A 22,842-nucleotide genomic window follows, 5' to 3' on the forward strand; every position below is an offset into this window, starting at 1 on the left:
ATCTATAGCTATGGCGAAGGTGCACGTAAGGATGATTATCAAGCCGCTAAGTGGTATCTAAAAGCCGCCAATCAAGGAGATGCTAGATCTCAATATAACCTTGGTATGATGCACCTCAATAGCATAGGAGCACCTCATCGCATAGGCGCACGTCGAAATATAGTTATAGCGAAAAAGTATTTTATCAAAGCTTGTGAAAATGGATATCAATTGGGCTGTAAAAACTCAAATATATCAGACTTGAGCTATGCTGAATAAACCGTATAAGTAAACTTGGTAAACTAACGACTCAATGAGGAGTTTACCATGATCAAGAAAATAAGCGTCTTAAAAGACAGCTCAAAGTTGCCGAAGAGGAACGAGAGATACTAAAAAAGGCGACGGCGTACTTCGCGAGAAACAGTTAGTCAGGTACGCCTTCATCAAAGATAACCAGCACTTCTTTACCATCACCACTATGTGCCGCGTGTTAAGTGTTAAGGCATCAAGCTATTACGACTGGCTGAGTCGCGATATCAGCTACCAACAGATACATCGTAACCATTCTGAGCTATTGGTTAGAGCCGCTCACAGTGAAACTAAAGAGCGCTATGGTGTTGAGCGTCTGCATGCTCATTTGAGTGAACAAAGGCATTATATTAGCCAGTATATGGTCAGAAGTATTAAAGAAGAACATGGCATCAAATGCCATCACCACAAACGCTTTAAAGTCATCACCGACTCCAATCACAACAAGCTGGTCTATCCAAACGTACTGGATTAGAAGTTTTGATGCCAGTCGCCCGAACCAAGCGTGGGTCAGTGACATCACATATATTTGGACGCTTGAGGGCTAGTTGTATTTAGTGGGAGTCAAAGATTTATACACCAAAGAGCTGGTCGGCTATGCTAACAATAAGCGAATGACCGCAGATCTAGTATGCAAAGCATTGAACATGGCCATCAAGAACAAACGACCCAGCCAAGCGCTGATTGTTCACTCTGACAGAGGAAGTCAGTACTGTAGTTACGAGTATCATAAGATCATTAAGAAACATAGATTTAAGGGCTCAATGTCCAGACGTGGTAATTGCTTTGATAATGCTCCAATAGAAAGCTTTTGGGGCATATTAAAGAATGAGTTGGTGTATCACGAAGACTATAAAACAAGATTCGAAGCTATCAGTGATATCACTAAATATATCGAACTAGATTACAATCAGACTAGGATTCAAAAGGGTTTGGGCTATAAAACGCCAAGACAGATGTGGTTTGACTTTTATCGTCAGGCTGCGTAACTAAAATCTCCCAAGTTAATGTCTACAGATTTGACAGCATAGGTCAAAATATCATCTATTGCTGAATTCATTAGCTTAGTGCCAAGCCCCAAACCTTGATATTGAGGTAGAATATACAGAGTCGTTATCTCACACTCCCTATCCTTCGTAAAGTAAGAAATAAATCCTACACTATTATTTTCAGCATCGTAGGCTATCCATGTGTTGACACTAGAGCTAGAGATTATTTTCTCCCACATCGCTACCTTTTGAGATAAGTTATTCTCTTTATCTGTATAAGTTTTAGGCAAAAGGTATACATAAGTAGCTTGCCAACTTGTAAAATGTATATGAGCAATATCTGAGACGTCATTTTGATTGGCCTTACGTATAAAAAACATACTGCACTCCATTAGTTAGTTCTTTTAGTTAGATTTGTAAGTTTGCATTAGCTATAGCTTACCCTCGATAAAGCTCTAAGGGGTAGTAAGAGTATTATATGTCAGCAGAGTTGACACCAGTAAGAAGTCGTTACCTGCTGAGTTATTGTGTTTTGATCTTAAAGGGTGTGAATAAACTTGATTTATAAGCTCATACTAAATAAGCATTTGCAGGTTGCCCTACTATTTCTGCTAATCCAGCAAATTATTGTGGCTTCATCTACATACTTTATTGCTCGCCTTGCACAAAGTTTGACCGAGGACACTATTTCAATTTTGTATATGGTGCTATTTGCCGTCTCTTTAGTAGCAGTTTATGTGCCTGCGTATTTTTGTGTCACCAATACAGAACGTGCTAAGTACGACGCTCATAAGCTGTACAACGATAACTTTCATGCTGTATTTTTAGGCAAGACCTATTTGTTATCTAGCGATGATTTGCAGAGTATGGCAACGACAACACTCGCCCAAGAAAGCAACTACACCCTTGAAACAGTCATTGATAGTATTTTTGATATTTCAGCGTTGGTACTCAATGTCTTATTTAACGTGTTGGTCATTGCTTGGTTTTTAGATGGTACATTACTGCTTGGTTATGCAGTAGGTATTATCTTTGCTTCTGCGTTTGTGCATTTTAGACGACATGCTTTAAAAACAGCTGCCAAAACAGACCAGCAATCACGGCTGAATTTAACCGCTAAACTTTTTGACAGTTGGGATAACGTCGTTATTTTCAATAAGCATAATTACACGCTCTATAACAATATCGTTCAAAAAAGCTTTACGACAGCAAAGAATAATAGCGTTAAATCCACATCGATTCAGCACATTAATTCAAGCTTAGGTATGATCATATTGATGCTGCCGGTCTTTGTGGTCACTGCTTTTATTTTTAATAAAAATTGGCAGGATGCGGCGACGATGGCGGTACTAATTACCACGCTACCAAGACAAATTCAGCTATTGCAAATGTGCTATGCATTGATTGGCTACCATACCAGTATTGGCGTTATTAAAACGATGCTAGATGGTATTTTGGAGGTTTTACAACCTACCACTGTGGATTTAGATACCTACATTCAGGCAAACCAAATACGTGTGAAGCAAACAGGTGAAATTTTTGATTCAACACAACTGCCCAAGCAAGGTAGAGTAACGTTGGTTGGTAATAATGGCGTTGGTAAATCTTGTATGTTGCTCAAGCTCAAAAACCACTACCAAGAACAGGCTTACTATTTACCAGCCAAGCACAATTTGTATTTCAATTACAAAACTGACAAAGCCCATAGAGGTTCAACAGGACAACAACTCATCAAGCAAATTCAAGAAATTAGAGAGGACGACCAAAGTACAATTATCATGCTTGATGAGTGGGATGCCCATTTGGATAAGGATAATACCCAAATCATAGATCAATATCTTGATGAGCTTGCTCAAACAAGACTTGTAATGGATGTTAGGCATTGAGTTGAAAAGCGCTTAATCTACTCGATAGGTACACTGTGAAGTACACTGCTATTATCTTGACAAGTGAAATCGTTTATAGCTAAATTTTCAAATCCTCATTATGAGATAGTTTTCTTATACTTTGCTGAACATATGTTTTTAAGTATAGTAAAAATTATTAAGACATAAACCGTTTCATCAAAATTTCATCAATATATCGTCCATTATCTTTCATTGCCTGTATTTCTATACCATAAGTTTCAAAACCAAATTTTTTGTAAAGATGAATCGCAGGCTTATTATCATCGGCAACAGTAAGTAAAATTTGCTCCACATGTTTTTCACTATATTCTATGATTGCACTAAGTAAGATACTTGCCACGCCTTTTTTTTGAAACTCAGGTTCAATAAATACACTTGATAAAGAGGCTTTATGAGAAAATTTTATTCCATTCTCTTGTGTTAAGGTTGCTAAACCTATAATTTTATTTTTATAATAGGCGCCAAATACAGTTGAACTTGATAAACAGCTTTTGAAAAAAACCAACGGTTTCTCTACTTCTGCTATATAGGTGGATCCAAACATTTCGGGAGATTTTTCCAAAGCTGAAAGTCTGATAGTTCTGAAATCGTTAGACTCATCCACGTTCAAAATTTTAATCTTAACGTTTAACATATGATGCTCTTTAATATTGCCTTTAACGAATTATTTTTTGCTTCGTCTAAAAGCTTTATTGGTTTTAAAGTAAGGTTTTTAATATTAATTTTACCATCTAGACTCTTTACTAAAACAGCGAACATTCTAGATCACTTCTTGATTAGACAAGCCAGATGTAGATTAGGAATTAACTTTTAGATAATAAGGTATATACAAGACGATACCCTGAATCACCTGCGGTAGAAACATAGTCTACTTTCTCTTCTGCTATCAAGTTTATCTCATAATATTCAGCATAATATTGTTCAAGTTGAGATTGTGTCACTAAGAAAGGCGGTAAGTTTCTATGGTTATCATTGCGCTGCCTTTCGCCATCATAAGCAAAAGATAACAGAAGTTGGCTTGCTTTATTAGTAAGCGCCATAATTTTCTGTGTATAGCGTGTACGTAGGTTATCAGGCTTCATATCTGGAAGAGCTACTAATGCACCACGATCATAGACAGCATCTATTATTCCAATATCAATAGGACTTAAATCAAAGATATCACCCACCCAAATTTTGAGACTTTGTCCTTGGTGTTCAGATTGATAACAAGTGAGACTAGGAGTGTTGAGATGTAGTGATACTGTCGCTTGCAAATCGTTTTCGGCAAAAAACTGTGTAACCGCTATCTCTGACAGCTCAACACCAATAACGTCAAAACCCTGACTTGTAAACCATAGCATATCCACGCTCTTACCGCATAAGGGCACAAAAACGCGTCCATTTTTAAATGTATTAAGTGCTTTGAAATTATGCGTTAACATAGGGTTCGGTTTTTTCTGAGTAAAATTAGTTTGGCTCTTTTGCCATGCATTTTTCCAAAATTCAGGAGTCATAAAATCAACCTTTGTCGTATATAGTTCATTTCAAATAAAAATATTGTGTTTTGTGCATAAGAGGAGGTAAGTATTCAACCACCTGAGTTTGTTTATCAAGCAGTTCTCGATTCAATTTATTAATAATATTCTATTTCACCCCAATTGAGCTAACCACAAGCTCGCTGCAAAGCCAATAAATAGCAAGCCTACCAATCCCATACTCAAGACCACTAACCATGGATACTGACGAAAGCGCATTGCTAAACGTTTACCTGATAGTACCATCAGACTCTGATAGCACAGGCTTAATACTTGCAAAATAATAGCCAGCACTAAAAATGAGACTAATGGTTTGGAGTAGGTAGGGTCGACGAATTGCACAAAAAAAGACAAGAAAAATAAGATTCCCTTTGGATTGGTTAAACTTAATAACATACCTTTTTTTAAGAAGCTTCGATTAGTTGATTTATCAGGCACAGCTAAAACGGTTGTTCTAGCCATCTCTTTAGATAAAGATGCTAAAGCTCGATTTTGATACGTCTCATAAGCTTTCATCAACAGTTTTAGTCCGAGGTACACTAAATATAAGCCGCCAATCATTTTCATAGCGATAAACAATGTAGGATATATTTTTAATAAAGTACCTGCTCCTAGTACTGTTAGCAATATCAAAATACTATCACCCACAAAAATACCAGCGACAGCGTAATAGCCTCGGCGTACACCATAAGAGGCTGAAACTGACAAACTATACAAGCTATTTGGCCCTGGCAACACGATTACAATAATAGAGCCAATCACATATGTAACTAAATCAGTAATTCCAAACATAAAAACCTTCATTAATTTTCTTTAAAAAACTGAGTTTTGAGCCTAAATTACGAGCAATAAAAAAGAGCCGAAATTACTCGACTCTACTATGTATGCTAAATAAGTAGGAGTTGTTATAAGTTATGTCGATATTGAACCATGTCAGTAAGCGTTGCGAGTTTATCGTAAAGTTTGCGTGCAGTTGTATTTTCTTCCTGTGTCACCCAATAGACCCGATTGCAATTTTTAGATTTAGCAAAAGTATACACATGCTTAATTAAAGTTTGTCCTATTCCAGAATTCCGTATAGATTCCGCCACGTATAAATCCTCTAGATAACAAACGTCCGTATTATTCCACGTGTTTGGATGAAATACAGTATGAACAATGCCCACAAGCAGGCCATTTTTATGGGCACCAAAGCCAAAAATAGGCACGCTATTGTCTAACAGTTTCTGCCAAGTATACTGACTAGTTTCAAGTGGTAATGACGTCTTATAAAACGTTAAATATGCATTCCATAATACAAGCCAATTATCATAATCGGCAGAGTTAAGAGGTTGTATTACAATCTGGTCAGACTGGGGTATTGAAGATTTTTTATTCATTACGCTTTCCAAAATAGGTTCCATTTCTTACCTAAAAATAGGTTGATAAACTGAATTAATAACAAAGGTGTTTTGGTATGGTTTGTCCCAATTGCTATACATTATCATAGCGTAATTAAGCTTACTTCAAGCATCAAAAAAGACGGCATTACATACAAATAGGATGTTTTTTGAAGGTATGTTTTACTATCAATTCGAATGTGCCAAATGACGTTTGCGGCGCTCACTTGGTGTTTGATTAAATCGTTTCTTAAAGTTACGCACTAAAGAGAGGGTATTATTGTATCCACATTGCTCAGCAACTATTGCGACAGGTATATCGGTGTTTAGCATAAGACTCAAAGCTGACTGCATTCTAATCTCTGTTAGATATGCTAAAGGCGTACATGTAAACTGTTTCTTAAACGTCATCTTAAACTGGCTTTCACTCAAACACGCTATCTGCGCTAATGATGAAATAGTATGTGTGCCTGCTAAGTCATTTTTCATAACCTCTATTACTAATAGCAAACGCGGGTCTGTCTTACCTACAGGTGTCATCGATCCTAACAATGTTTTTAGCAGAGCAAACATTTGCGCTTCTGCCTGCTGATCGCAAGCGGACTGTAACTGTTTCTCCATAAATGTTAAAAACAGCAAAGTCTTTTCATCTAGCGAAAAATGCATACTTGCCTCTGATGTCCACAAGCTATCAATATTTTCATGCAAGTTCACAGTCAGAAATTTAAAGTTATTATCCGATAAACACTTATGAAAAACGCCTTTGCTGACTAATAGCGCCTCTCCGTAACGAATGCGTACAGTATTATCACGTACACCTGTATCGAGGTAGGTCGTTAATGGAATAATTAGTTGATTGAAATCATGGAAATGCCCCTCACTCGCTGTATTCAAATAGCTTCGGATATATAACAGATTTTTAAAACTACTTTCTTTAATCATAATGTATTCAACTACGATTTTTATATTGATGAATATTGTTTATTAAGAATTATTTATGCTGTGAGCTTATGTACACATCCAACCATTTCAAAAACTCATGACTCGTCGTCGCCACATTTAATCTTAAATACGTTGAAGGCTGAGCACTTGGATTAAATAACTGACCAGGGGCAACAAGCCAGCCCTCTTTATAAGCCTCTAAGGCTAGCTTTCCAGAATCCACGCCAGTATCTATCCACACAAAAATACCCGGATTGGTATGTTCAGGGTAAGTGATACCTATTTTAAATAGCGCATCTCGCATATCTTGATGGGCAATATAGAGTTTCTGATGTACTTTCTTGAGCTGACGGCGGTATTCACCTTGCGTCCATAGCCGATGAACCACGCGCTCGCCAAACTCAGGTGAGGTCATATTGCTAAGCGTTTTAAGCTTAAGGATTTGATTGATAAATTTATCGGGACTGACTAGCATGCCCACGCGCCAGCCTGATGCCATAGATTTAGAAAATCCAGTGGCATAAAAAACTCGCTCAAATTGGTCTATATTAGCGTACCTAAGCGGCGTTTCATCAGGTAAAAATGCTGCGTACAAATCATCCTCAAAAATACAAACATCGTATTCATGCATTAAGTTTAAGACTTGATGAGCGCGGGCAGGTTGCAAATTATATGACGTTGGATTATGAAGTACGCTGTTAGTAATGTATAACTTGGGACGATATTCTTCTAAAACCTGTCTCATTTGTTCAATGTTCGGGCCTTGATAGTCACGTTCAACTGATACCACCTGATAGCCTTGCTGTTGTAAGGTGCTTGATGTCCAATACCAACCAGGACTATCTACTATGACCGTGTCGCCTACGTTTAATAGTAGTTGAATAACAGTCAGAATAGCCTGCGAAACTCCTGTTGTAGTAACAATATTATCGATACTAGTATGGATGCCTAGCAAATCTAAATACTGGACTAATTGCTCACGCAAGGGTAAGTAGCCTTGAATCTCACCGTAGTTATAGATAAAGCTATCAATATCTTGATTGACCTGTCTAACCGCCCATTGCATCCTATCGTTCTTAATCCATTCAATAGGCAATTCACCTGACCCTGGTGCTCGGTGATTAGGAACATCGTTCAACATTTGCTGTACTAGCCAGCTAGTATCGACCACGGCTTTTTTATCTAAAATCTCTATACTTCTATTCTGATTCGATTGAGGTAATACGTAATAGCCGGAATTCGGCTTAGCCATTAACACATTCGTAGCGACTAGTTGCTCATAAGCTTGGGTCACGGTAAAGCTCGAAACACCCAAAATTGTAGCTAGTTTACGTATAGAAGGCACTCTCTGGTAGGGTTTGTAGACTTGACTATCAATTCGCTGCTGAATCCATTCGATCACAGCTGCTGTTTTACTGATATTAGGATTAAGAGTGAGAGTGTCGTTCATAAAGTAGTGGGCTTATTATTAGAATTAAGAAAGTGTGCCCATAGCTGTCAAGGGCTATCTAACTATACACTTTGTTGGTAATTTTAAAAAATGCATCGGTATTCTTAGGTGGTGAAGTCGTACTATTACTCCATATATATAACACAACGATTTGGAGACATGATGTTTACCCCTAAAGCTTTTAAAGAAGACAGTTTTGAAACTATACAAGCATTTATTAAAGAGCAACCGCTAGCGACGGTCATGGCACAAATGGGCGACGGACTTGAAGCTTGTCATATTCCTATGTACTGGCAGGACGATGGGAGTGAGTTTGGTTGCCTATATGGTCATATTGCCAAAGTAAATGAGCTAAATATTAGTGCTAATCTTGCTGCGCCGTGGCTTATTATCTTTCAAGATGCTGGGCACTACATTAGCCCTAATTGGTATCCTAGTAAAGCAGTGACCCATAAAGAAGTACCGACATGGAATTATCGTAGTGTCCATATTACGGGTAATGTCAGCTTATTAACCGCGCCTGAAACACTTATTGAAATCTTATCAAAGCAAACGGCCGATTTTGAAGTTAGCCAACCACATCCTTGGTCCCTTGATGATGCGCCAGAAAAATGTATTCAGACTATGTGCCGTGCGATTATTGGTATTCGTGTTGATATCACTGATATTCAAGCGCAGTTTAAGTTGAGCCAAAATAAATCGGCTGAGAATAGAGCAGGGGTGGTCGCAGGACTTAAACGGCTAGGAACGTTTGAGGCTGGTAAGATGGTAATGTTAGTGGAGAGTATGAGCTAACGAATCTTTCATTTTTTGAATCAAGCTAAGTGAACTTATACCTGATTCAAAAAGTTAGCTAATAAGCGCTTAGCCCCTTCGGTCGCAAATGATTCAGGATGAAATTGCACCCCTTGAATAGGGTATTCTTTATGGCGTAGTCCCATGATTTCATCACCCGATAACGTCGCGTCCCTCAAGTTCAAATCGCTATGAGGATCGTTATGGATAACGGCTGTCACTGTCAGGCAGTCGGGCAATTTATCAGCGCTTACAACCAGCGAATGATAGCGCATGATCTCAAGCTCTTGCGGTAATCCTTGATAGATACCTGCGCCATCATGGCGAATGGATGACACTTTGCCATGCATGGGCACAGCTGCGCGTACCACGTCGCCGCCGAATACATGCGCGATGCCTTACATCCCTAAGCACACGCCAAGTAGCGGTATGTTTTGCCCAGCTCTGTAATCACCTCGCTACAGATGGCAAAGTAGGCGGGATCATCAGGCGCACCAGGACCAGGTGAGATAATAATGCGATCAATATTCATCGACTTTATATCTGCTAGACTGATCTCGTCATTGCGTTTAACTGTGACATTGTTACTTATGCCATCATTTAAGGTTTGTAAAATCTCGCCTACATACTGGTATAAGTTAAAGGTAAACGAGTCGTAGTTATCGATAATGAGTACGTTCATTTTTATTTCCCAAAATATGTTGAGCTAAATAAGTCTTATCTGATTTTTGATTTATTACATGTCTTCTGGTTTGAACGACTGAATCAACCATCTTATATTTTTTACCTTTCGAATGAACTTTCATTACAGTAAGGTTTAAGTTTATTTCACAATCTTTATCGTTATATATAAGGAGGTTGTCTTCTTCATTCGCGTAAGAACTACTTATTTCATGCTGCCCATTAATTAATCTACCCGAACTGAACAGAACATCATTTGCTCTTTCGTATTTTTTCGACTTCTTGAAAAGATAATTTATATAATTTTCATCTGCTTGATGATTAAAGTATATAGTACTAAAACAATTAACAAACTGTAAAATATTTAGTTGATCAACATCTTTCTCTTGAGTTAATACCACTGTATTTTGTTTTTTATTTCCAATTTTATATATGTTTTCGTCATATAAGACTAATGTAATATGCCCATTTAAAGGAATAAATATTTGTAATCCTACAGAGCCGTATCCCGTGTTAGATGGAGGATGTTCACGTTCTTCTAAAAATTGGTTATAGCGTACTACAGGATAATCAGAAGTTATAAAAGGTATCATCGTCTCATTGATTAATAATTTATAATTTAGATCTTTTATATCATTAATGAGATTTGGTACAGATTTTAAACTCATCTCAATCATAGCTTCTGGAGAAAATAAAGGCGCAGTATTCTTAATGTTATTAGATTTCTCATTACTAGGAAAGAACTTCAAGATTTCATTGGCCATTTGTTGATTTTGTTTTAATCTAGTAGGGTTCCTCAAATCAGTCAAAACAGCAAAGCTTAATAATTTGGAGTGTCCTTGGCTATATCGTTTAGGTAAGCTTGATTCTTCTACAATATGTTTAATCGTGTTTGATAAATCTCCCTCAATATTAGCAAGCTGATCTTCAATTACACCATCTCGTCCATAAAAAAAGTTTTTTGAAGCTTGGGTCTTGAGTTTTGCTCTTTTAATATAGAACTCATTTTCAAGATTAAATAATCCAATTTGCTTCTTATTATCTTCAAAAGAAAAATTACGCAGATAAAACTTAGGAACGTAATGTTGGTTTTTCTTATCTGTAACCATTAAAGCTCTCCAAAACGACTTTCATAGCGGACAGTTTACGCTGAATCTCTAAGTACTCATCTTCAGGATTGGAGTCATAGACATTGCCGCCACAGGTTTGCGCGTACGCAGATTCGTCATTGATGAATAAACTGCGAATGGGAATAGCAAAGATACAATCGCCATTGAAGTTAAAGGAGCCCAGTGCGCCGCCATAAGCTCCGCGTCCATCAGGTTCTAGCTCATTGATAACTTTTATGGCCTCAACCTTGGGCGCACCTGATAGCGTGCCCGCAGGGAAGTTGCTGGCAAGCGCGCTAAACATATCTTCATTAGGATGCAAGATACCGACAATCTCCGATGAGATATGCTGTACGTGTGAGTAGCGTTTGATATCCATCAGGCTACGTACCTTTACCGTACCAAATTGTGCTACGCGGCCAATGTCATTACGATGCAGATCGACTAGCATATTGTGCTCAGCGATCTCTTTGGCGTCATTGAGTAGGGCACGTGCCAATTGACGATCTTCAATAACATCTGTGCCGCGTTTGGCAGTGCCGGCTAAGGGATAAGTTTCCATCTCACCTTGACGCAAGCGGAATAGCAGCTCGGGGGAGGCACCAACAATACACTGCTGACCAAACTTCATAAAGTACATGTGCGGGGAGGGATTGACCGTGCGCAGCTTTTCATAAATGGGCATTTTCGCGCCATTGATACGATATTTGGATTTAAAGCCCACCTCACACTGAAAGATACGCCCGGAGATAATATTTTCTTTGACTTGCATAACAGCTCTGGCGTGCTCCTCACGGCTCATAACATCGCCCAAAAATTCAACTGTGGGCGGGTCATAAGTGGGGATTTGGGCTGAGAGTAAGTCCTTGATCTGCTCAATTCGGTTGTTCTGCTGCTCGGTAGGATAATAAAAATAAAAGATCTCACCTGTCATTTTATCGAGCGTTAAACCATCCAAATACACTCCAAACTTAAAGGGCTCAAAATCGCTGCTTGGTTTAGCATTTAGGCTAGGTTCAAAAAAGTTCACGCTATCATAGCCTAAATAGCCAACCAGACCGCCGCTCTGATCACGAGTAATGACATGCTGCGGCGTGATAGATTGCAATAGCTTATAAGGGTTGTCTGCTTGATAGGTAGTAGTCGTGCCTGACCCATGATTAGTAATTGCAAGTGTGTGCCGATCGGTGGCACTAATAGTTATAACAGGATCAAAGCCAATGGCGTGATGACGTGAGATATGACTTTCTTCCCCTAAAGATTCCAATAAATAGCAAGTAGCAAACTTAACTTCAATGCGTTTGAATAACTCAAAAAAGTCGATGTCTTCGGTCAGCTTAATACGTATTGGTTTACTAGGTATATCTATAGGGGCAGGCTTATGCGTTGGTTTATCATTGCTAGTACTAGTTGAAGTCATAAATGATCCAGAAATATTTGTATTTAAAAGTATAAGAATAAGACGCTATGCAGTCTATTTTGAGCTATTTCGATACGTTATCAGTAAGGCGTTCATATCATGATGCTGTATTGCTTTCGCGCCGCGAGAGACAGTAGCAATACCGACGCCTAATTGCTCTGATATATTGCGTTGGGGAACATCGCGTTCTAATAAGTCTAAGATACGAATACGGTTGGCAATATCTCGCTGCTCTTTTTCAGTCAAAAGGGCGTTTAAGAGTAATTCGATACTATCTTTGTCATCGCATTTTGCTAAGTGGACTAATAGACTGTCGTAGGGGTTATTTTTCATAGTATCAGTAGCAACACTTATTTTGAGTATGAGTTTCAGTCAAAAATTCTAATGTACTAGTACATAAATAACAAGTTGTTTTTACTATTAGCTTAGTTAGAGCATGTAAGTGATAGGGCTAGCACAGTTTAATAGAGCAAAAGCGAATAAAATGGCTATGTTGGTTGAAAAGATAAATTATAATTTAACTCAATTATAAGGGTATGAATAAGCGGTATTTCATTTCTTAGATTAACATACCAAGTGCAACGCTATTTAATATTAACTCAAGGACACACTATGACAACCCTGCGAACTGTTGGTATTTTACTATTTAACGAAGTCGAAGTATTGGACTTTGCAGGACCTTTTGAGGTGTTTTCTTTAGCTGAGAATGATAGCAGTGATAAGCATTTTAACGTTATTACTATCGCTGAGCAGACAGACCCAATAGCCGCTAGAAATGGCTTGACCGTTATTCCTGATTATAGTTTTGCTGATCATCCTGATATTGACGTTTTAGTCATTCCGGGTGGTCATGGCGCTGAAAAGATCGAGATCAACAATCAAGTGACTATTGAATGGATTGTCAGTCAAGCCAAGGTGGCAGAGTTGACACTTTCGGTATGTACGGGTGCGTTGCTGCTAGCAAAAGCCGGTTTACTCGCTGGCAAGTCAGCAACCACGCATTGGATGGACTTAGATCATTTAGCTTCCTATCCTAATATTGATGTTATCTCTAATACCCGCTATGTCGATGCCAGCGATGAGATCACAAAATTAGTAACCTCAGCAGGAATAAGTGCAGGTATTCATGCCAGCCTGTACTGTGTAGAAAAATTGATAGATAGCCAAATCATGCAAGCAACGGCAAAACGTATGGAGTTTGATATTGACTAGAACATTAAACTTGAGAAGTATCCGAAGTCGTTACAGCGTATGATCATAAGAAGAGGTTAAAATATAGTATTTAGATATTTATTCATTATAATTTATTGAGCTGACTTTTTGGCAAGTGAGTAATGGTCAAAATACCCACTATGACTAGAGCTGCTCCCAGCCAAAATCTCATAGTTGCCACCTCATGCAATATTAACCACACGAAAAACATAGCAAACAGTGGCTCTGATAACTCAATGACTTGTACTTTAGCCGCTGGCAAATACTTTAATGCACTAGTCGTGCAATAAAATCCCAGTATAGTTGGGAAAATAGCTAAGCCTAGCAAGCCTAAAACGGATGGATAACCTATGTTGATAGGCTCAAAGGTCACAATAAAAGGGATGAATAAGAACACAGAGCCAAATAGTAATAAGTATTTGGTTAAATAAATTCCACCTTGTAAACCAAAACGTTGCATCAATACTGAAAACAGTCCGTAACCGCTACCCGCCAGCGATGCAAAGAAGATTAAGTTCAAATTGACACTGCTAGTCCAAGAAATAACAAATATCCCAGTAACGGCCAATAATATTCCGAGAATAGTACTTAGTAATAATTTTTCTTTAAGTAGTAGTGCACTAAATAGGGTTGCTGATATAGTTGCCGCTGCCATCAATACCACTACGACATTAGCAGGGTTGCCATACTCATAAGCCTTAGTCTCAAATACAAACAAAGTAAAAATGCCGAGAAAGGCGCAAATAGCAACTGTCCACATAACTCGCTTATTACTAGAACCGACAAATTCAGTAGTGATAAGATGCTGATACTGCATGCGCTTTGGCGTTTTGCTTAACAGCGCTGATAGCAAGACAAAAGCAATAATAGTTTTTAAAAATGCAATATCATTACTTTTGAGTCCGGTATTTATTAGTAGCACACTAAATATACCTATCGTGGCGTTAAGTGCGGCTGCTGCTAGGGCAAATGAAATACCCAGTGAATTACTTAAGTTATTGTGTGGTTTCATAACTTTCAATGGACAACCTTATGATCGAGTATCTTTTTTCTATCCGCGAAGTTAAAGATTAAAAGTATAAGTCCTAGGGCATGTCCTCAATTCAAGCGATCATATCTAAATGAGTTAAAAATGATTAAATTTTGCCAAAAATCATCAAATAGCTAGGTAATATCCCGATATTATCTGCGCTATTTTCCTTGTTTAACTGTAATTTATCTCATTTTTATTATCATTTTTGAAATGAGGACACGCCCTAGTAACATGACAACTAATCCTACTAATTCATTTGCTGCTATTTGAAAGCAGACTTTCTACCTAGCCCTATCTTCACATTCGCTAATACCAGTCCTGATAGGATAAACAGCATAGCCAGCATCTTCCACCACGTTACGCTTTCCCCCAGCAGCAGCACCGAGGTGATCATTCCAAATATCGGCACGAGTAAAGCAAATGGCACAACCTTAGACGCTGTATTTTGAGCCAATAAATGCGCCCAAAGTCCAAATCCTATCAAGGTTGAGATATAGACAATAAAGCCAAGTGATAACCAAGATTTAAGCGAGGCTTGCGTAAACGTTGTCAACTGCCAAGCCTCAGTTTCAAAGATAAAAGAAGATAGCGTTAAAATTGCGCAGGCAATCAGTCCGCCCCAAACCACCAAGGCTAGAGCAGATAATGCCGATGCTTTATTTTTATTACCGGCAGATGAGACTGTCGATGTCGATACGCTAGGATTTTTTAGCGACGCCTGTTTATTAGGGGGCGCTGATGCCTGCTTTGAAGCAATATTGCCAAAGCTCCAGCCGATTGCCGCAATTAAGATACAAACAAATCCAATCAAAGGCATATCACCGCCAAGGTTTAGCGCAATAATGCCCAGTCCCAGCACACCGACTATCATACCGATGATCTGCATACGACTCACTGCCTCACCTAATAAGACATACGCCAGTAATACCGTGATAAAAATCTGAACTTGTAGTAATAGCGCTGTCAGCCCAGCCGATGCGCCTAAGTGCATGGCAGTGAATACAAACGCATACTGCATGACAAACGTACCAATGGCATATATAAATAGCGTACGGTTAAACTTGGGAGGTTTAAGAAATAAAACCAGTGGCACAGCGGTAAAGAAAAATCGCATGGCGGTAAGCATTAACGGTGGAAAACTTTCGAGTCCCCACGCAATAAAGGTAAAGTTTACGCCCCAAATAAAGGCAACCAATACGGCTAAGGCGATGTGGATTGGGATCATAGGATTGTCCTAGATGATGATTATTGGTTTATAGTTGTTGTTAAGGCTTGAGTTTTGAGTTTGAGTAGCTTTTATCTATAACCAAAGTGTTAGGGCACAATATAGCGTCATAAGTACAATCAAAGCATGAATAACACGCATGACTCGTGGTAAATGCACCAGCGTGCGCAGCCAATGTCCACCTGCCGCCCAGCAGCTGATGGATAGCAGATTGATGATCGCGCACATAGCAAGCAATGCATAGTTGTCTAGCCAAGGCTTGCCGGCATGAAACATCGCTAGACTGGGTGCAACTACCGTCATTGTCCATGCTTTTGGGTTAAGCCATTGAAACAATAATGCTTGTCCAAAGCTTAGAGGCAATTCACCAAAACGTTTTCTTACCTCGATAACGACTTCATTTGCTTGCTTATGTTGTTGCTCATGCTTTAGGGCGTCATTAACGACAGTAATGAAGTCGGTTTTAGCCATCTGATAAGTGAGCCATAATAGATACAGTGTGCCCAATATCTTTATGATGAGCATGACAGCGGGGAAGCTGATAATTAAGGCTGCCATGCCCCAATAGCTCAGCCAAAGCATAATCGTGACGCCAACAGTAATACCAAGCATGTGTAGGCGACAAGCCCAAAAACCACACTTAACACTGCCGTGTAACAGCATTAAATTATTGGGTCCTGGCGTAATAGAATTGACTAGCATGAAAATTGCCAGTGCCGTTATACTGCCTTCGAAGCCCGCGGTTATAATCATTTAGTCTGTCGTCTCAATAGTGCTAAAGGTTACTGATAAGACTCACTATAAATTATATGACCATAACAGACCCGATACAGTTTCACGAGTGATGAACAAAGTGTATAGTTGCTCCTAACGTTACAATTTACTTATTTGCCTATTTATAATTAGACAATAAAAGAAGCGCATTCATTATGGTCGAAACTTATACCTTAAACCCCAATCTCACTAAAACTGCCGCTGTCGCTGAATGGCTACAGCAGCGTATCGACTGGCAGATTTACCTGCCCAATCAGCGCGTGCCCTCGGTGCGAAAGTTAGCAAAACTATTAGATATATCAAGCTTTACCGTAGTGCAAGCCTACGAGCAACTGGTGGCCACCAATGTATTAACGGCTAAAGCTAGCTCTGGCTACTATGTCAATGCGATGACAAGCATGAACCATCAAAGCATTAATAAAGAGACAGTGAGTAAATCTCCAGTCATAGATACACGTTGGTTATTACAAGTTTTTAATAATACCCCGCATCACCGCTCACCAGGATCAGGAACCTTGCCGAGTGATTGGGTGCGTAATGACAAAATGGAATGGGCGATACGGCAGGTTACTCAGCAAGCGGATGACTTTATTTATAACTATGGAAGTATCCAAGGTTATTTGCCATTACGTCAGCAATTCGTGCAGCATTTAAATACACTAGGCATGCAAACTCATGCTGAGAATGTCATCACCACAGCAGGTGTGTCGCAAGCTGTGACCATGATCGGGCGGCTGCTGACCCAAACTGGCGATACCGTATTGGTCGATGCACCCGGTTGGTACTGGCTAACCAGCTGCTTACAACAACAAGGCTTGAATGTCATCGCTGTTGAACGTGATCATCAAGGTCCTAACATCGAACAGATGAAAAAGATGTTTGCAGCACATCGCCCTAAGTTATACTTAACTAATAGCGTGCTACATAATCCAACCTCTTATAACTTGCATCCTGCTCGCGCGCATCAAGTACTCAATTTGATTCATAAATATGACGCTTACATTTTCGAAGATGACTTATATGCTCCCTTTGTGCCAAATGGTCAGGCGCTACGATATGCCAGTCTCGATCAGTTCGAACGGGTGTTTTATGCAGCAGGATTTTCAAAGTCAATGGCATCAGGATGGCGCGTGGGAATGCTCGTATGCCCTGAAAAATTTATTGATGACGTCATACGAATAAAAATATTAAGTAATTCAAATACGCCAGAATTTGGTGAACGCGTTGTTCATCGCTTATGGACACACGGCGAGTATCGTCGGCAAATTAAAAAGGTTCAGCAGCAGTTGTATGCTGCTCATGAAAGACTGCGTGAGGCACTACCTAAGATCGGTCTTGTTTATCCAGAGCATACGCAGACAGGCATGTTTGTCTGGGTAGATACAAAGCAAGATACCGGAGAATTGGCATTACAAGCTTATAAAGAAGATTGGCTGGTTGCGCCAGGGCATCTGTTTAATCCAGATACTATTGCCTCGACGCATCTTCGTTTAAATGTATCGACGACTAGCGATGAGTTCTTGGAGTGGTTGGGAGGGTATTTAGATAATTAAATATAAACACCTATTTTCTGTCAAAGCTATTCTTCTACCACCAATACGTTGGATACTGCTTATCCTTACCTAAATTGTTATAAATCAGCGCTACCATGACCAAAACAATAGAACCGAGCAGGGTAGGTGTTATCAAAAACCCCCAATTCACCGCACCCAGCATGACTATCAAAGGGTTGGACCCCGCAGGCGGGTGCGGCATTCTAAATACCAGCATTAGCGCAATGGCTGTGCCTACAGCGGTTGCCATACTCCACCAGTGAATGCCAAATAACATCATAAATACCAGTCCTGTAAAAGTCGCAATAACATGCCCGCCTATGACGTTTCTTGGCTGCGCAAAAGGGCTGGCAGGATACGCAAATATCAATAAACAACTAGCACCAAATGATCCCAGTATCATTATTAATTCTACCGAGCTTCCTAGCATAGCAAGCGTTGCCGTTGCGAGGGTTCCGCCGAGCCAAGCCACTAGTATCATCGATAATGGTAATCTTTCCGGGCATGGACTGACTCTACCATTTAATTTGTACCAATTAAAAAATGAATGCATGTTAACTCCTATAATAAATAAACAATTTAAAAGTATTACTACTGATATACTGGTCAGTATATTATGTAAGTATACCGAACGGTATATAAAAATAATAGTTTTTTCTTAATAAAATAGTAGGAACAAAAAGAATAGGAGATTTAGCAATGCAATTACGAGACACTATTTTACGAAAAAGCTATGAGCTCTTTTATAAGCAGGGCTTCCATGATAGTGGTGTAGAGCTTTTAGCAAAGCGAGCAGGGACTACCAAGAGGACTTTGTACGCTCATTTTGGTAATAAAGAGGGACTTATTAAGGAGGTGCTTAAATATCGTCATCAGATGTTTATGGAGCAGCTAAAAGGTTACTTGGTTGGTTTTGAGATTAAGGAGGCAGCGGATGTTGCCAATTGCTACTTAACATTCCTTAAGAACTGGACGTCATCAGAGGATTTTTATGGTTGTATGTTTATTAATGCTTGCGCAGAGTATTCAGATGCTGAGTCTTCCCCGCATCAAATAGCCAAACAGCATAAGACTGAAGTCAGACAATGGCTACTTGCTAAGTTTGAACAGGTAGGTGCGGAAAATGCTAAGCAGAGATCTGACACTCTGTTCGTATTTGGGGAAGGTATTATTGTTGCCGCACAAACGGGTCAAGAGTCATTGGAATTAGATGCTGAGTTTTTTAAGGTTTTTGCTTAAAGAGCTTGCAATAAAGCCTTAGTAGTAATGCCCCTAGCAAACTCCTCATTTAAGCTTGCTAGCGTAGTCTGATGCATAAGCTCTGCTTCATACTTTTCACCGTTGATACCTACTCTATCAAATGTGGCAGTAGCATCAGCTATCAAATAAGTCTCATAGCCATAGTTACCTGACATACGAGTACTAGTAGAGATACAGTGGTTGGTCGTCAATCCAATAATGACTACCGTTGATATGTTCTGATTATCTAATTGTTGTTTTAAATCGGTACCAATGAAGGCGCTATTCACCTGTTTGGTAATCACGGTCTCATCTTTATTAGGCAGGGCATATTCGCTGAACTCAAATCCTGAATGGGTAGGATGCAATCGAGAATTAGGATTAAGTGAGCTATGACGTACATGAAAAACAGGTAACTTATGCTCTCGCCATTTCTGTAGTATCTCTCCACAAATCTTTTCAGCATTTTTATTATTACGATTACCACCCCAATAGGCTTCATCTTCGAAGCCTTTTTGAACATCAATAACTAGCAAAGCCGGTTTTTTATCTCGTAAGCTCATTATTTTACCCTTATAAGAGTTTGTGCTCATAGGTTAAATGGAGTAACTATAATCTTTGTAATTCTTCTAGATCATACAAAGCCTTTAATCGCTGTATAATACCAAAATTTTTGTCTTCATTAATTTAAATAAACCGTATTATATAACCAATAAAAGGTGTTTTATGACTATACGTATTCATGCATTACTTCATGTTGATTTTGAAGACCTTGGTTTTATTGAACAATGGGCAAATAATCATGGTCATACCATCACCTATACTCGATTTTATAATGAGGACTCATTACCAGAGCAAGACAGTTTTGATTGGCTCATAGTCATGGGTGGACCGATGAGTATTCACGATCAACAAGAGTTTGTTTGGTTAGCAGATGAAAAGTATTTCATTAGACAAAGTATTGATAATGGCAAGAACGTCATTGGTATATGTTTAGGGGCGCAGCTCATTGCGCATTGTTTGGGTGCTATTGTTAAGCCTTCTGGCGTCAAAGAGATAGGCTGGTTACCTATTGAATTGACAGAAGAAGGAAAAAGTCATCCTTTACTACAAAAGCTACCCAAGCAAGCGTTCACTGTATTCCATTGGCATGGTGATGGTTTTGACTGTCCGAAGGGAGCAACTGCTATTGCAACATCAGATGCGTGGGCTAATCAAGGGTTTATTTATCAAGCACCGTTGCATAAAGAGCTTGGATCTTTTGTAATCGGCTGGCAGTGTCACTTTGAGGTGACCCAAGAAATTATGATCAAAATGGTAGAGCATGGGCGTGATGAAATCCAAAACGAACTTAGTAATTATCCTAAATCTGTCCAATCACCTGCTGAGATAATAGAGTGTGGCAACCAATATATTGTAGACAATAACGCATGGTTAGCAACAATACTGGATAATCTATCAAATGTCTAAAATTTCCAAATTGAGGTAAATATGGAAAATAATGGACCCATTCAAATCATTGATTTATCAGGTATTGATTTCAACGATTGGTTAAGATTATGGCAAAGCTATCTAAATTTTTATGAGACTACTTGACCAATAAGCACGATTGAACAGACATGGCAGAATTTACTTGAAGAAAAAGGGTGCAACCATGTTCTTTAGATGTCACAGGAAAGCAACACGCCGGCTCGTGCGCTTTGTAAAGTTCTAGCAACTTAGGCTGATATGGTACAGCACTGTAAGAATTTATAGATGATTAGATAGTTACTTAAAGTTTACTCAGGAGTAATCAAATGTCAGGTACCCAGAATTTAAATGAACTGCTCGCTACGATGCAGCCAGAACTAATAGATAAAGCATTCGTATTTTGCACCGTGGCAGGGCATTTTAAGCAATACATAGCTTTGGAGCCAATAGCCACATTCATTGAGTCAGAAGGTCTAACTTTGGTTTTAACAAAAGATAAAGCTGATGAGGCTGGTTTAAATTACGAAGGTGTTTTTCGGCAAATTACTTTAACGGTTCATTCTAGCCTACAAGCTGTAGGCCTGACAGCAGCAGTGTCGACAAAACTTGCTTCGAAAGGTATCAGTGCTAATGTCATTGCTGCTTATTATCATGACCATATATTCGTATCATTAGAGCAAGCAGAACAAGCTTTACTTGCTTTAAAAGAGTTGAGTAATGAATCAATATTTTAAAAAATGTAAAGCAGACTAAGAGAGTATCAATGCTTAAAGTAATAGTACAGGAAGAGGTAACAGGATGCGGAATAGCGTCCGTAGCTAATATAGTTGGTAAAACCTATCAAGAGATGAAAGCTATAGCGAATGACTCAGGCATCTATGCAGATGACAGGTCACTATGGTCAGATACTCGGTATGTTCGAGAGCTGTTATCTCATGAAGGTCTCAAGACATCGGATAATGAGGTTTTATTCAATTCTTGGTATGCACTACCTGACTTGGCATTACTATCCATCAAGTATCACGAAGAAGATGGGATTAATTTTTGGCACTGGGTAGTATTTAAGCGTATAGAGGAACAGCCTTTCGTGGTTGATTCAGCTAGCTATTTACCATCAAATATAAGAGTGGATTTTGATGACATTCAACCCAAATGGTATATCGAGGTTAATAAGCTATAGCATAGCATTGTGACTGATTGCCATCGTCTGAACACCTTGGCAATCATCCAGATCTGGGATCAACATCAATAAATCCGTTTCTCCAATATCAATATCCGTTTGACTAAGCAAAGTTGTTACCTGACCGCGATGATGGGTTTGGTGGTTAAAAAAATGTTGTAGCAACATGGAGAATGGCTTACTAAAACAGTCACCTTTAGTGTTTTTATAGCTCAAAATCTGTAAAAAATCGCTCTCATTTAGTTTATCAATGAATCTAATGACTACTTGGTCTAAAGCTTGTCTAGCAATAATAAAGCTTTGCTTATCTTCACACAAAACTTGCGTCAGTTTGGTAGGCAAAGGAAAGTCTGTTAAGGTTTCTAAAGCTTTAAATCCTTTCGGATGACTTGGATGTTGGTTAAAGCGATTAAGCCAAATCAAGTCGCCCACCATAAGATGGTTTAGGGTTCCTAATATAGAACCAAAAAACGCTTTTTGGTCTTGCCATAAAATATCATTAGAAACAGTTGAGATACTATCGCAAAATTTCTGATTCATCAAAGCGTTGTATTCTGCCATGAGTTCAAAATTAGGCTTTATCATATTGCTTATGCCATTTTTATAGGTGCGCTCAGTATAACAATGTTTTTAATGCCAATATTAAACTATGTTGGCTATAGAGCCAGACTAAAAGTTA

The 22,842-nt window shown here is 38.9% G+C and carries 25 protein-coding genes and 2 pseudogenes; 10 read left to right on the forward strand and 17 right to left on the reverse strand.

The genetic code is table 11. The features are described from left to right. Both B2866_RS10480 and B2866_RS10485 read left to right on the forward strand, forming a co-directional pair. Window positions 1–258: tetratricopeptide repeat protein (locus B2866_RS10480; RefSeq protein ID WP_414706795.1), on the forward strand; the 258-nt coding region annotated here is incomplete at its 5' end. A gap of 53 nt (window positions 259–311) precedes the next feature. Then, window positions 312–1,277: pseudogene (locus B2866_RS10485) on the forward strand (IS3 family transposase); the annotation flags it as partial. On the opposite strand, the gene B2866_RS10490 reads toward B2866_RS10485, so the two are convergent. Beyond that, window positions 1,265–1,657, reverse strand: coding sequence for a GNAT family N-acetyltransferase (locus B2866_RS10490; RefSeq protein ID WP_296193844.1), 393 nt, complete (start codon window positions 1,655–1,657; stop codon window positions 1,265–1,267). The pseudogene B2866_RS10485 and the gene B2866_RS10490 overlap by 13 nt on opposite strands. Before the next feature lie 249 nt (window positions 1,658–1,906). Between B2866_RS10490 and B2866_RS10495 the strand changes: the two genes are divergently transcribed. Next, window positions 1,907–3,163 (forward strand): ATP-binding protein, encoded by a 1,257-nt coding sequence (locus tag B2866_RS10495; RefSeq protein WP_296193845.1) that lies wholly within the window; start codon window positions 1,907–1,909, stop codon window positions 3,161–3,163. Between the two features lie 157 nt (window positions 3,164–3,320). Here the strand turns inward: B2866_RS10495 and B2866_RS10500 are convergent, their stop codons facing one another. The 6 genes from B2866_RS10500 to B2866_RS10525 form a co-directional block, all read right to left on the reverse strand. Next, complete coding sequence (locus B2866_RS10500) at window positions 3,321–3,818, reverse strand: GNAT family N-acetyltransferase (RefSeq protein WP_296193849.1); 498 nt, start codon at window positions 3,816–3,818, stop codon at window positions 3,321–3,323. Window positions 3,819–3,987: 169 nt separating this feature from the next. Then, the gene (locus B2866_RS10505) at window positions 3,988–4,680 is read right to left on the reverse strand and encodes a thiopurine S-methyltransferase (protein WP_296193851.1); all 693 of its coding nucleotides are present in this window, start codon (window positions 4,678–4,680) and stop codon (window positions 3,988–3,990) included. A gap of 135 nt (window positions 4,681–4,815) precedes the next feature. Then, entirely contained in the window at window positions 4,816–5,493 is a 678-nt protein-coding gene (leuE, locus tag B2866_RS10510; RefSeq protein WP_296193854.1) for a leucine efflux protein LeuE, read from the reverse strand. A 113-nt stretch (window positions 5,494–5,606) separates the two neighbouring features. Continuing rightward, a complete protein-coding gene (locus B2866_RS10515; RefSeq protein WP_296193855.1) occupies window positions 5,607–6,080 on the reverse strand; it encodes a GNAT family N-acetyltransferase in 474 nt (157 codons plus the stop codon). Window positions 6,081–6,269: 189 nt separating this feature from the next. Then, window positions 6,270–7,022: an AraC family transcriptional regulator gene (locus B2866_RS10520; RefSeq protein ID WP_296193857.1), complete on the reverse strand. Its 753-nt coding sequence runs from the start codon at window positions 7,020–7,022 to the stop codon at window positions 6,270–6,272. A 49-nt stretch (window positions 7,023–7,071) separates the two neighbouring features. Next, a complete protein-coding gene (locus B2866_RS10525) occupies window positions 7,072–8,472 on the reverse strand; it encodes a PLP-dependent aminotransferase family protein (RefSeq protein ID WP_296193858.1) in 1,401 nt (466 codons plus the stop codon). A gap of 162 nt (window positions 8,473–8,634) precedes the next feature. Here B2866_RS10525 and B2866_RS10530 point away from each other — a divergent pair, with 162 nt between their 5' ends. Continuing rightward, complete coding sequence (locus B2866_RS10530) at window positions 8,635–9,267, forward strand: FMN-binding negative transcriptional regulator (protein ID WP_289048531.1); 633 nt, start codon at window positions 8,635–8,637, stop codon at window positions 9,265–9,267. A gap of 35 nt (window positions 9,268–9,302) precedes the next feature. On the opposite strand, the pseudogene B2866_RS10535 reads toward B2866_RS10530, so the two are convergent. The 4 genes and pseudogenes from B2866_RS10535 to B2866_RS10550 form a co-directional block, all read right to left on the reverse strand. Further along, a pseudogene (locus B2866_RS10535) lies at window positions 9,303–9,949 on the reverse strand (anthranilate synthase component II). Further along, the gene (locus B2866_RS10540) at window positions 9,927–11,057 is read right to left on the reverse strand and encodes a DUF4238 domain-containing protein (protein WP_296193866.1); all 1,131 of its coding nucleotides are present in this window, start codon (window positions 11,055–11,057) and stop codon (window positions 9,927–9,929) included. Before B2866_RS10540 ends, B2866_RS10535 begins: the two are co-directional and overlap by 23 nt. Then, the gene (locus B2866_RS10545; protein ID WP_296193869.1) at window positions 11,044–12,477 is read right to left on the reverse strand and encodes an anthranilate synthase component I family protein; all 1,434 of its coding nucleotides are present in this window, start codon (window positions 12,475–12,477) and stop codon (window positions 11,044–11,046) included. The genes B2866_RS10540 and B2866_RS10545 overlap by 14 nt, the downstream gene beginning before the upstream one ends. A gap of 54 nt (window positions 12,478–12,531) precedes the next feature. Continuing rightward, window positions 12,532–12,810 carry a Trp family transcriptional regulator gene (locus B2866_RS10550; protein ID WP_289048590.1) on the reverse strand — a complete coding sequence of 93 codons (279 nt, stop codon included), beginning with the start codon at window positions 12,808–12,810 and terminating at the stop codon, window positions 12,532–12,534. 279 nt (window positions 12,811–13,089) lie between these two features. On the opposite strand from B2866_RS10550, the gene B2866_RS10555 reads away from it, so the two are divergent. After that, a complete protein-coding gene (locus B2866_RS10555) occupies window positions 13,090–13,689 on the forward strand; it encodes a DJ-1/PfpI family protein (protein WP_296193876.1) in 600 nt (199 codons plus the stop codon). Window positions 13,690–13,774: 85 nt separating this feature from the next. On the opposite strand, the gene B2866_RS10560 is transcribed toward B2866_RS10555, so the two are convergent. The 3 genes from B2866_RS10560 to B2866_RS10570 form a co-directional block, all read right to left on the reverse strand. Next, window positions 13,775–14,701 carry a DMT family transporter gene (locus B2866_RS10560; RefSeq protein ID WP_296193878.1) on the reverse strand — a complete coding sequence of 309 codons (927 nt, stop codon included), beginning with the start codon at window positions 14,699–14,701 and terminating at the stop codon, window positions 13,775–13,777. Between the two features lie 283 nt (window positions 14,702–14,984). Then, complete coding sequence (locus B2866_RS10565) at window positions 14,985–15,947, reverse strand: EamA family transporter (RefSeq protein WP_296193882.1); 963 nt, start codon at window positions 15,945–15,947, stop codon at window positions 14,985–14,987. Between the two features lie 75 nt (window positions 15,948–16,022). Then, window positions 16,023–16,700 (reverse strand): LysE family translocator, encoded by a 678-nt coding sequence (locus B2866_RS10570; protein ID WP_296193884.1) that lies wholly within the window; start codon window positions 16,698–16,700, stop codon window positions 16,023–16,025. A gap of 176 nt (window positions 16,701–16,876) precedes the next feature. Between B2866_RS10570 and B2866_RS10575 the strand changes: the two genes are divergently transcribed. Beyond that, on the forward strand, window positions 16,877–18,274 hold the full coding sequence (locus tag B2866_RS10575) for a PLP-dependent aminotransferase family protein (RefSeq protein ID WP_296193886.1): 1,398 nt from the start codon (window positions 16,877–16,879) through the stop codon (window positions 18,272–18,274). Window positions 18,275–18,308: 34 nt separating this feature from the next. On the opposite strand, the gene B2866_RS10580 is transcribed toward B2866_RS10575, so the two are convergent. Beyond that, on the reverse strand, window positions 18,309–18,827 hold the full coding sequence (locus B2866_RS10580) for an HPP family protein (protein ID WP_296193888.1): 519 nt from the start codon (window positions 18,825–18,827) through the stop codon (window positions 18,309–18,311). Between the two features lie 146 nt (window positions 18,828–18,973). On the opposite strand from B2866_RS10580, the gene B2866_RS10585 reads away from it, so the two are divergent. Next, complete coding sequence (locus tag B2866_RS10585; protein WP_289048581.1) at window positions 18,974–19,513, forward strand: TetR/AcrR family transcriptional regulator; 540 nt, start codon at window positions 18,974–18,976, stop codon at window positions 19,511–19,513. Here B2866_RS10585 and B2866_RS10590 read toward each other — a convergent pair. Beyond that, a complete protein-coding gene (locus B2866_RS10590) occupies window positions 19,510–20,076 on the reverse strand; it encodes a cysteine hydrolase family protein (protein ID WP_296193891.1) in 567 nt (188 codons plus the stop codon). The genes B2866_RS10585 and B2866_RS10590 overlap by 4 nt on opposite strands. Before the next feature lie 163 nt (window positions 20,077–20,239). Between B2866_RS10590 and B2866_RS10595 the strand changes: the two genes are divergently transcribed. From B2866_RS10595 to B2866_RS10605, 3 genes are all read left to right on the forward strand, one after another. Then, window positions 20,240–20,983, forward strand: a complete 744-nt coding sequence (locus tag B2866_RS10595; RefSeq protein ID WP_296193896.1) for a type 1 glutamine amidotransferase — start codon at window positions 20,240–20,242, stop codon at window positions 20,981–20,983. A 326-nt stretch (window positions 20,984–21,309) separates the two neighbouring features. Beyond that, window positions 21,310–21,717 carry an ACT domain-containing protein gene (locus tag B2866_RS10600; protein ID WP_289048578.1) on the forward strand — a complete coding sequence of 136 codons (408 nt, stop codon included), beginning with the start codon at window positions 21,310–21,312 and terminating at the stop codon, window positions 21,715–21,717. A 29-nt stretch (window positions 21,718–21,746) separates the two neighbouring features. Continuing rightward, window positions 21,747–22,163: a hypothetical protein gene (locus B2866_RS10605; protein WP_289048577.1), complete on the forward strand. Its 417-nt coding sequence runs from the start codon at window positions 21,747–21,749 to the stop codon at window positions 22,161–22,163. Here B2866_RS10605 and B2866_RS10610 read toward each other — a convergent pair. Beyond that, window positions 22,158–22,748, reverse strand: coding sequence for a DinB family protein (locus B2866_RS10610; protein ID WP_289048576.1), 591 nt, complete (start codon window positions 22,746–22,748; stop codon window positions 22,158–22,160). The genes B2866_RS10605 and B2866_RS10610 overlap by 6 nt on opposite strands. Window positions 22,749–22,842: the final 94 nt, after the last annotated feature.

The organism is Psychrobacter sp. UBA3483 (genome assembly GCF_002377905.1).
Classification (GTDB): Bacteria; Pseudomonadota; Gammaproteobacteria; order Pseudomonadales; family Moraxellaceae; genus Psychrobacter.

What these genes read in the sequence shown, in the direction of transcription:
- B2866_RS10490 (WP_296193844.1), bottom strand. Translation starts at nt 1,657, where the DNA reads ATGTTTTTTATACGTAAGGCCAATCAAAATGACGTCTCAGATATTGCT.
- B2866_RS10500 (WP_296193849.1), bottom strand. Translation starts at nt 3,818, where the DNA reads ATGTTAAACGTTAAGATTAAAATTTTGAACGTGGATGAGTCTAACGAT.
- B2866_RS10505 (WP_296193851.1), bottom strand. Translation starts at nt 4,680, where the DNA reads ATGACTCCTGAATTTTGGAAAAATGCATGGCAAAAGAGCCAAACTAAT.
- leuE (WP_296193854.1), bottom strand. Translation starts at nt 5,493, where the DNA reads ATGTTTGGAATTACTGATTTAGTTACATATGTGATTGGCTCTATTATT.
- B2866_RS10515 (WP_296193855.1), bottom strand. Translation starts at nt 6,080, where the DNA reads ATGAATAAAAAATCTTCAATACCCCAGTCTGACCAGATTGTAATACAA.
- B2866_RS10520 (WP_296193857.1), bottom strand. Translation starts at nt 7,022, where the DNA reads ATGATTAAAGAAAGTAGTTTTAAAAATCTGTTATATATCCGAAGCTAT.
- B2866_RS10525 (WP_296193858.1), bottom strand. Translation starts at nt 8,472, where the DNA reads ATGAACGACACTCTCACTCTTAATCCTAATATCAGTAAAACAGCAGCT.
- B2866_RS10530 (WP_289048531.1), top strand. Translation starts at nt 8,635, where the DNA reads ATGTTTACCCCTAAAGCTTTTAAAGAAGACAGTTTTGAAACTATACAA.
- B2866_RS10540 (WP_296193866.1), bottom strand. Translation starts at nt 11,057, where the DNA reads ATGGTTACAGATAAGAAAAACCAACATTACGTTCCTAAGTTTTATCTG.
- B2866_RS10545 (WP_296193869.1), bottom strand. Translation starts at nt 12,477, where the DNA reads ATGACTTCAACTAGTACTAGCAATGATAAACCAACGCATAAGCCTGCC.
- B2866_RS10550 (WP_289048590.1), bottom strand. Translation starts at nt 12,810, where the DNA reads ATGAAAAATAACCCCTACGACAGTCTATTAGTCCACTTAGCAAAATGC.
- B2866_RS10555 (WP_296193876.1), top strand. Translation starts at nt 13,090, where the DNA reads ATGACAACCCTGCGAACTGTTGGTATTTTACTATTTAACGAAGTCGAA.
- B2866_RS10560 (WP_296193878.1), bottom strand. Translation starts at nt 14,701, where the DNA reads ATGAAACCACACAATAACTTAAGTAATTCACTGGGTATTTCATTTGCC.
- B2866_RS10565 (WP_296193882.1), bottom strand. Translation starts at nt 15,947, where the DNA reads ATGATCCCAATCCACATCGCCTTAGCCGTATTGGTTGCCTTTATTTGG.
- B2866_RS10570 (WP_296193884.1), bottom strand. Translation starts at nt 16,700, where the DNA reads ATGATTATAACCGCGGGCTTCGAAGGCAGTATAACGGCACTGGCAATT.
- B2866_RS10575 (WP_296193886.1), top strand. Translation starts at nt 16,877, where the DNA reads ATGGTCGAAACTTATACCTTAAACCCCAATCTCACTAAAACTGCCGCT.
- B2866_RS10580 (WP_296193888.1), bottom strand. Translation starts at nt 18,827, where the DNA reads ATGCATTCATTTTTTAATTGGTACAAATTAAATGGTAGAGTCAGTCCA.
- B2866_RS10585 (WP_289048581.1), top strand. Translation starts at nt 18,974, where the DNA reads ATGCAATTACGAGACACTATTTTACGAAAAAGCTATGAGCTCTTTTAT.
- B2866_RS10590 (WP_296193891.1), bottom strand. Translation starts at nt 20,076, where the DNA reads ATGAGCTTACGAGATAAAAAACCGGCTTTGCTAGTTATTGATGTTCAA.
- B2866_RS10595 (WP_296193896.1), top strand. Translation starts at nt 20,240, where the DNA reads ATGACTATACGTATTCATGCATTACTTCATGTTGATTTTGAAGACCTT.
- B2866_RS10600 (WP_289048578.1), top strand. Translation starts at nt 21,310, where the DNA reads ATGTCAGGTACCCAGAATTTAAATGAACTGCTCGCTACGATGCAGCCA.
- B2866_RS10605 (WP_289048577.1), top strand. Translation starts at nt 21,747, where the DNA reads ATGCTTAAAGTAATAGTACAGGAAGAGGTAACAGGATGCGGAATAGCG.
- B2866_RS10610 (WP_289048576.1), bottom strand. Translation starts at nt 22,748, where the DNA reads ATGATAAAGCCTAATTTTGAACTCATGGCAGAATACAACGCTTTGATG.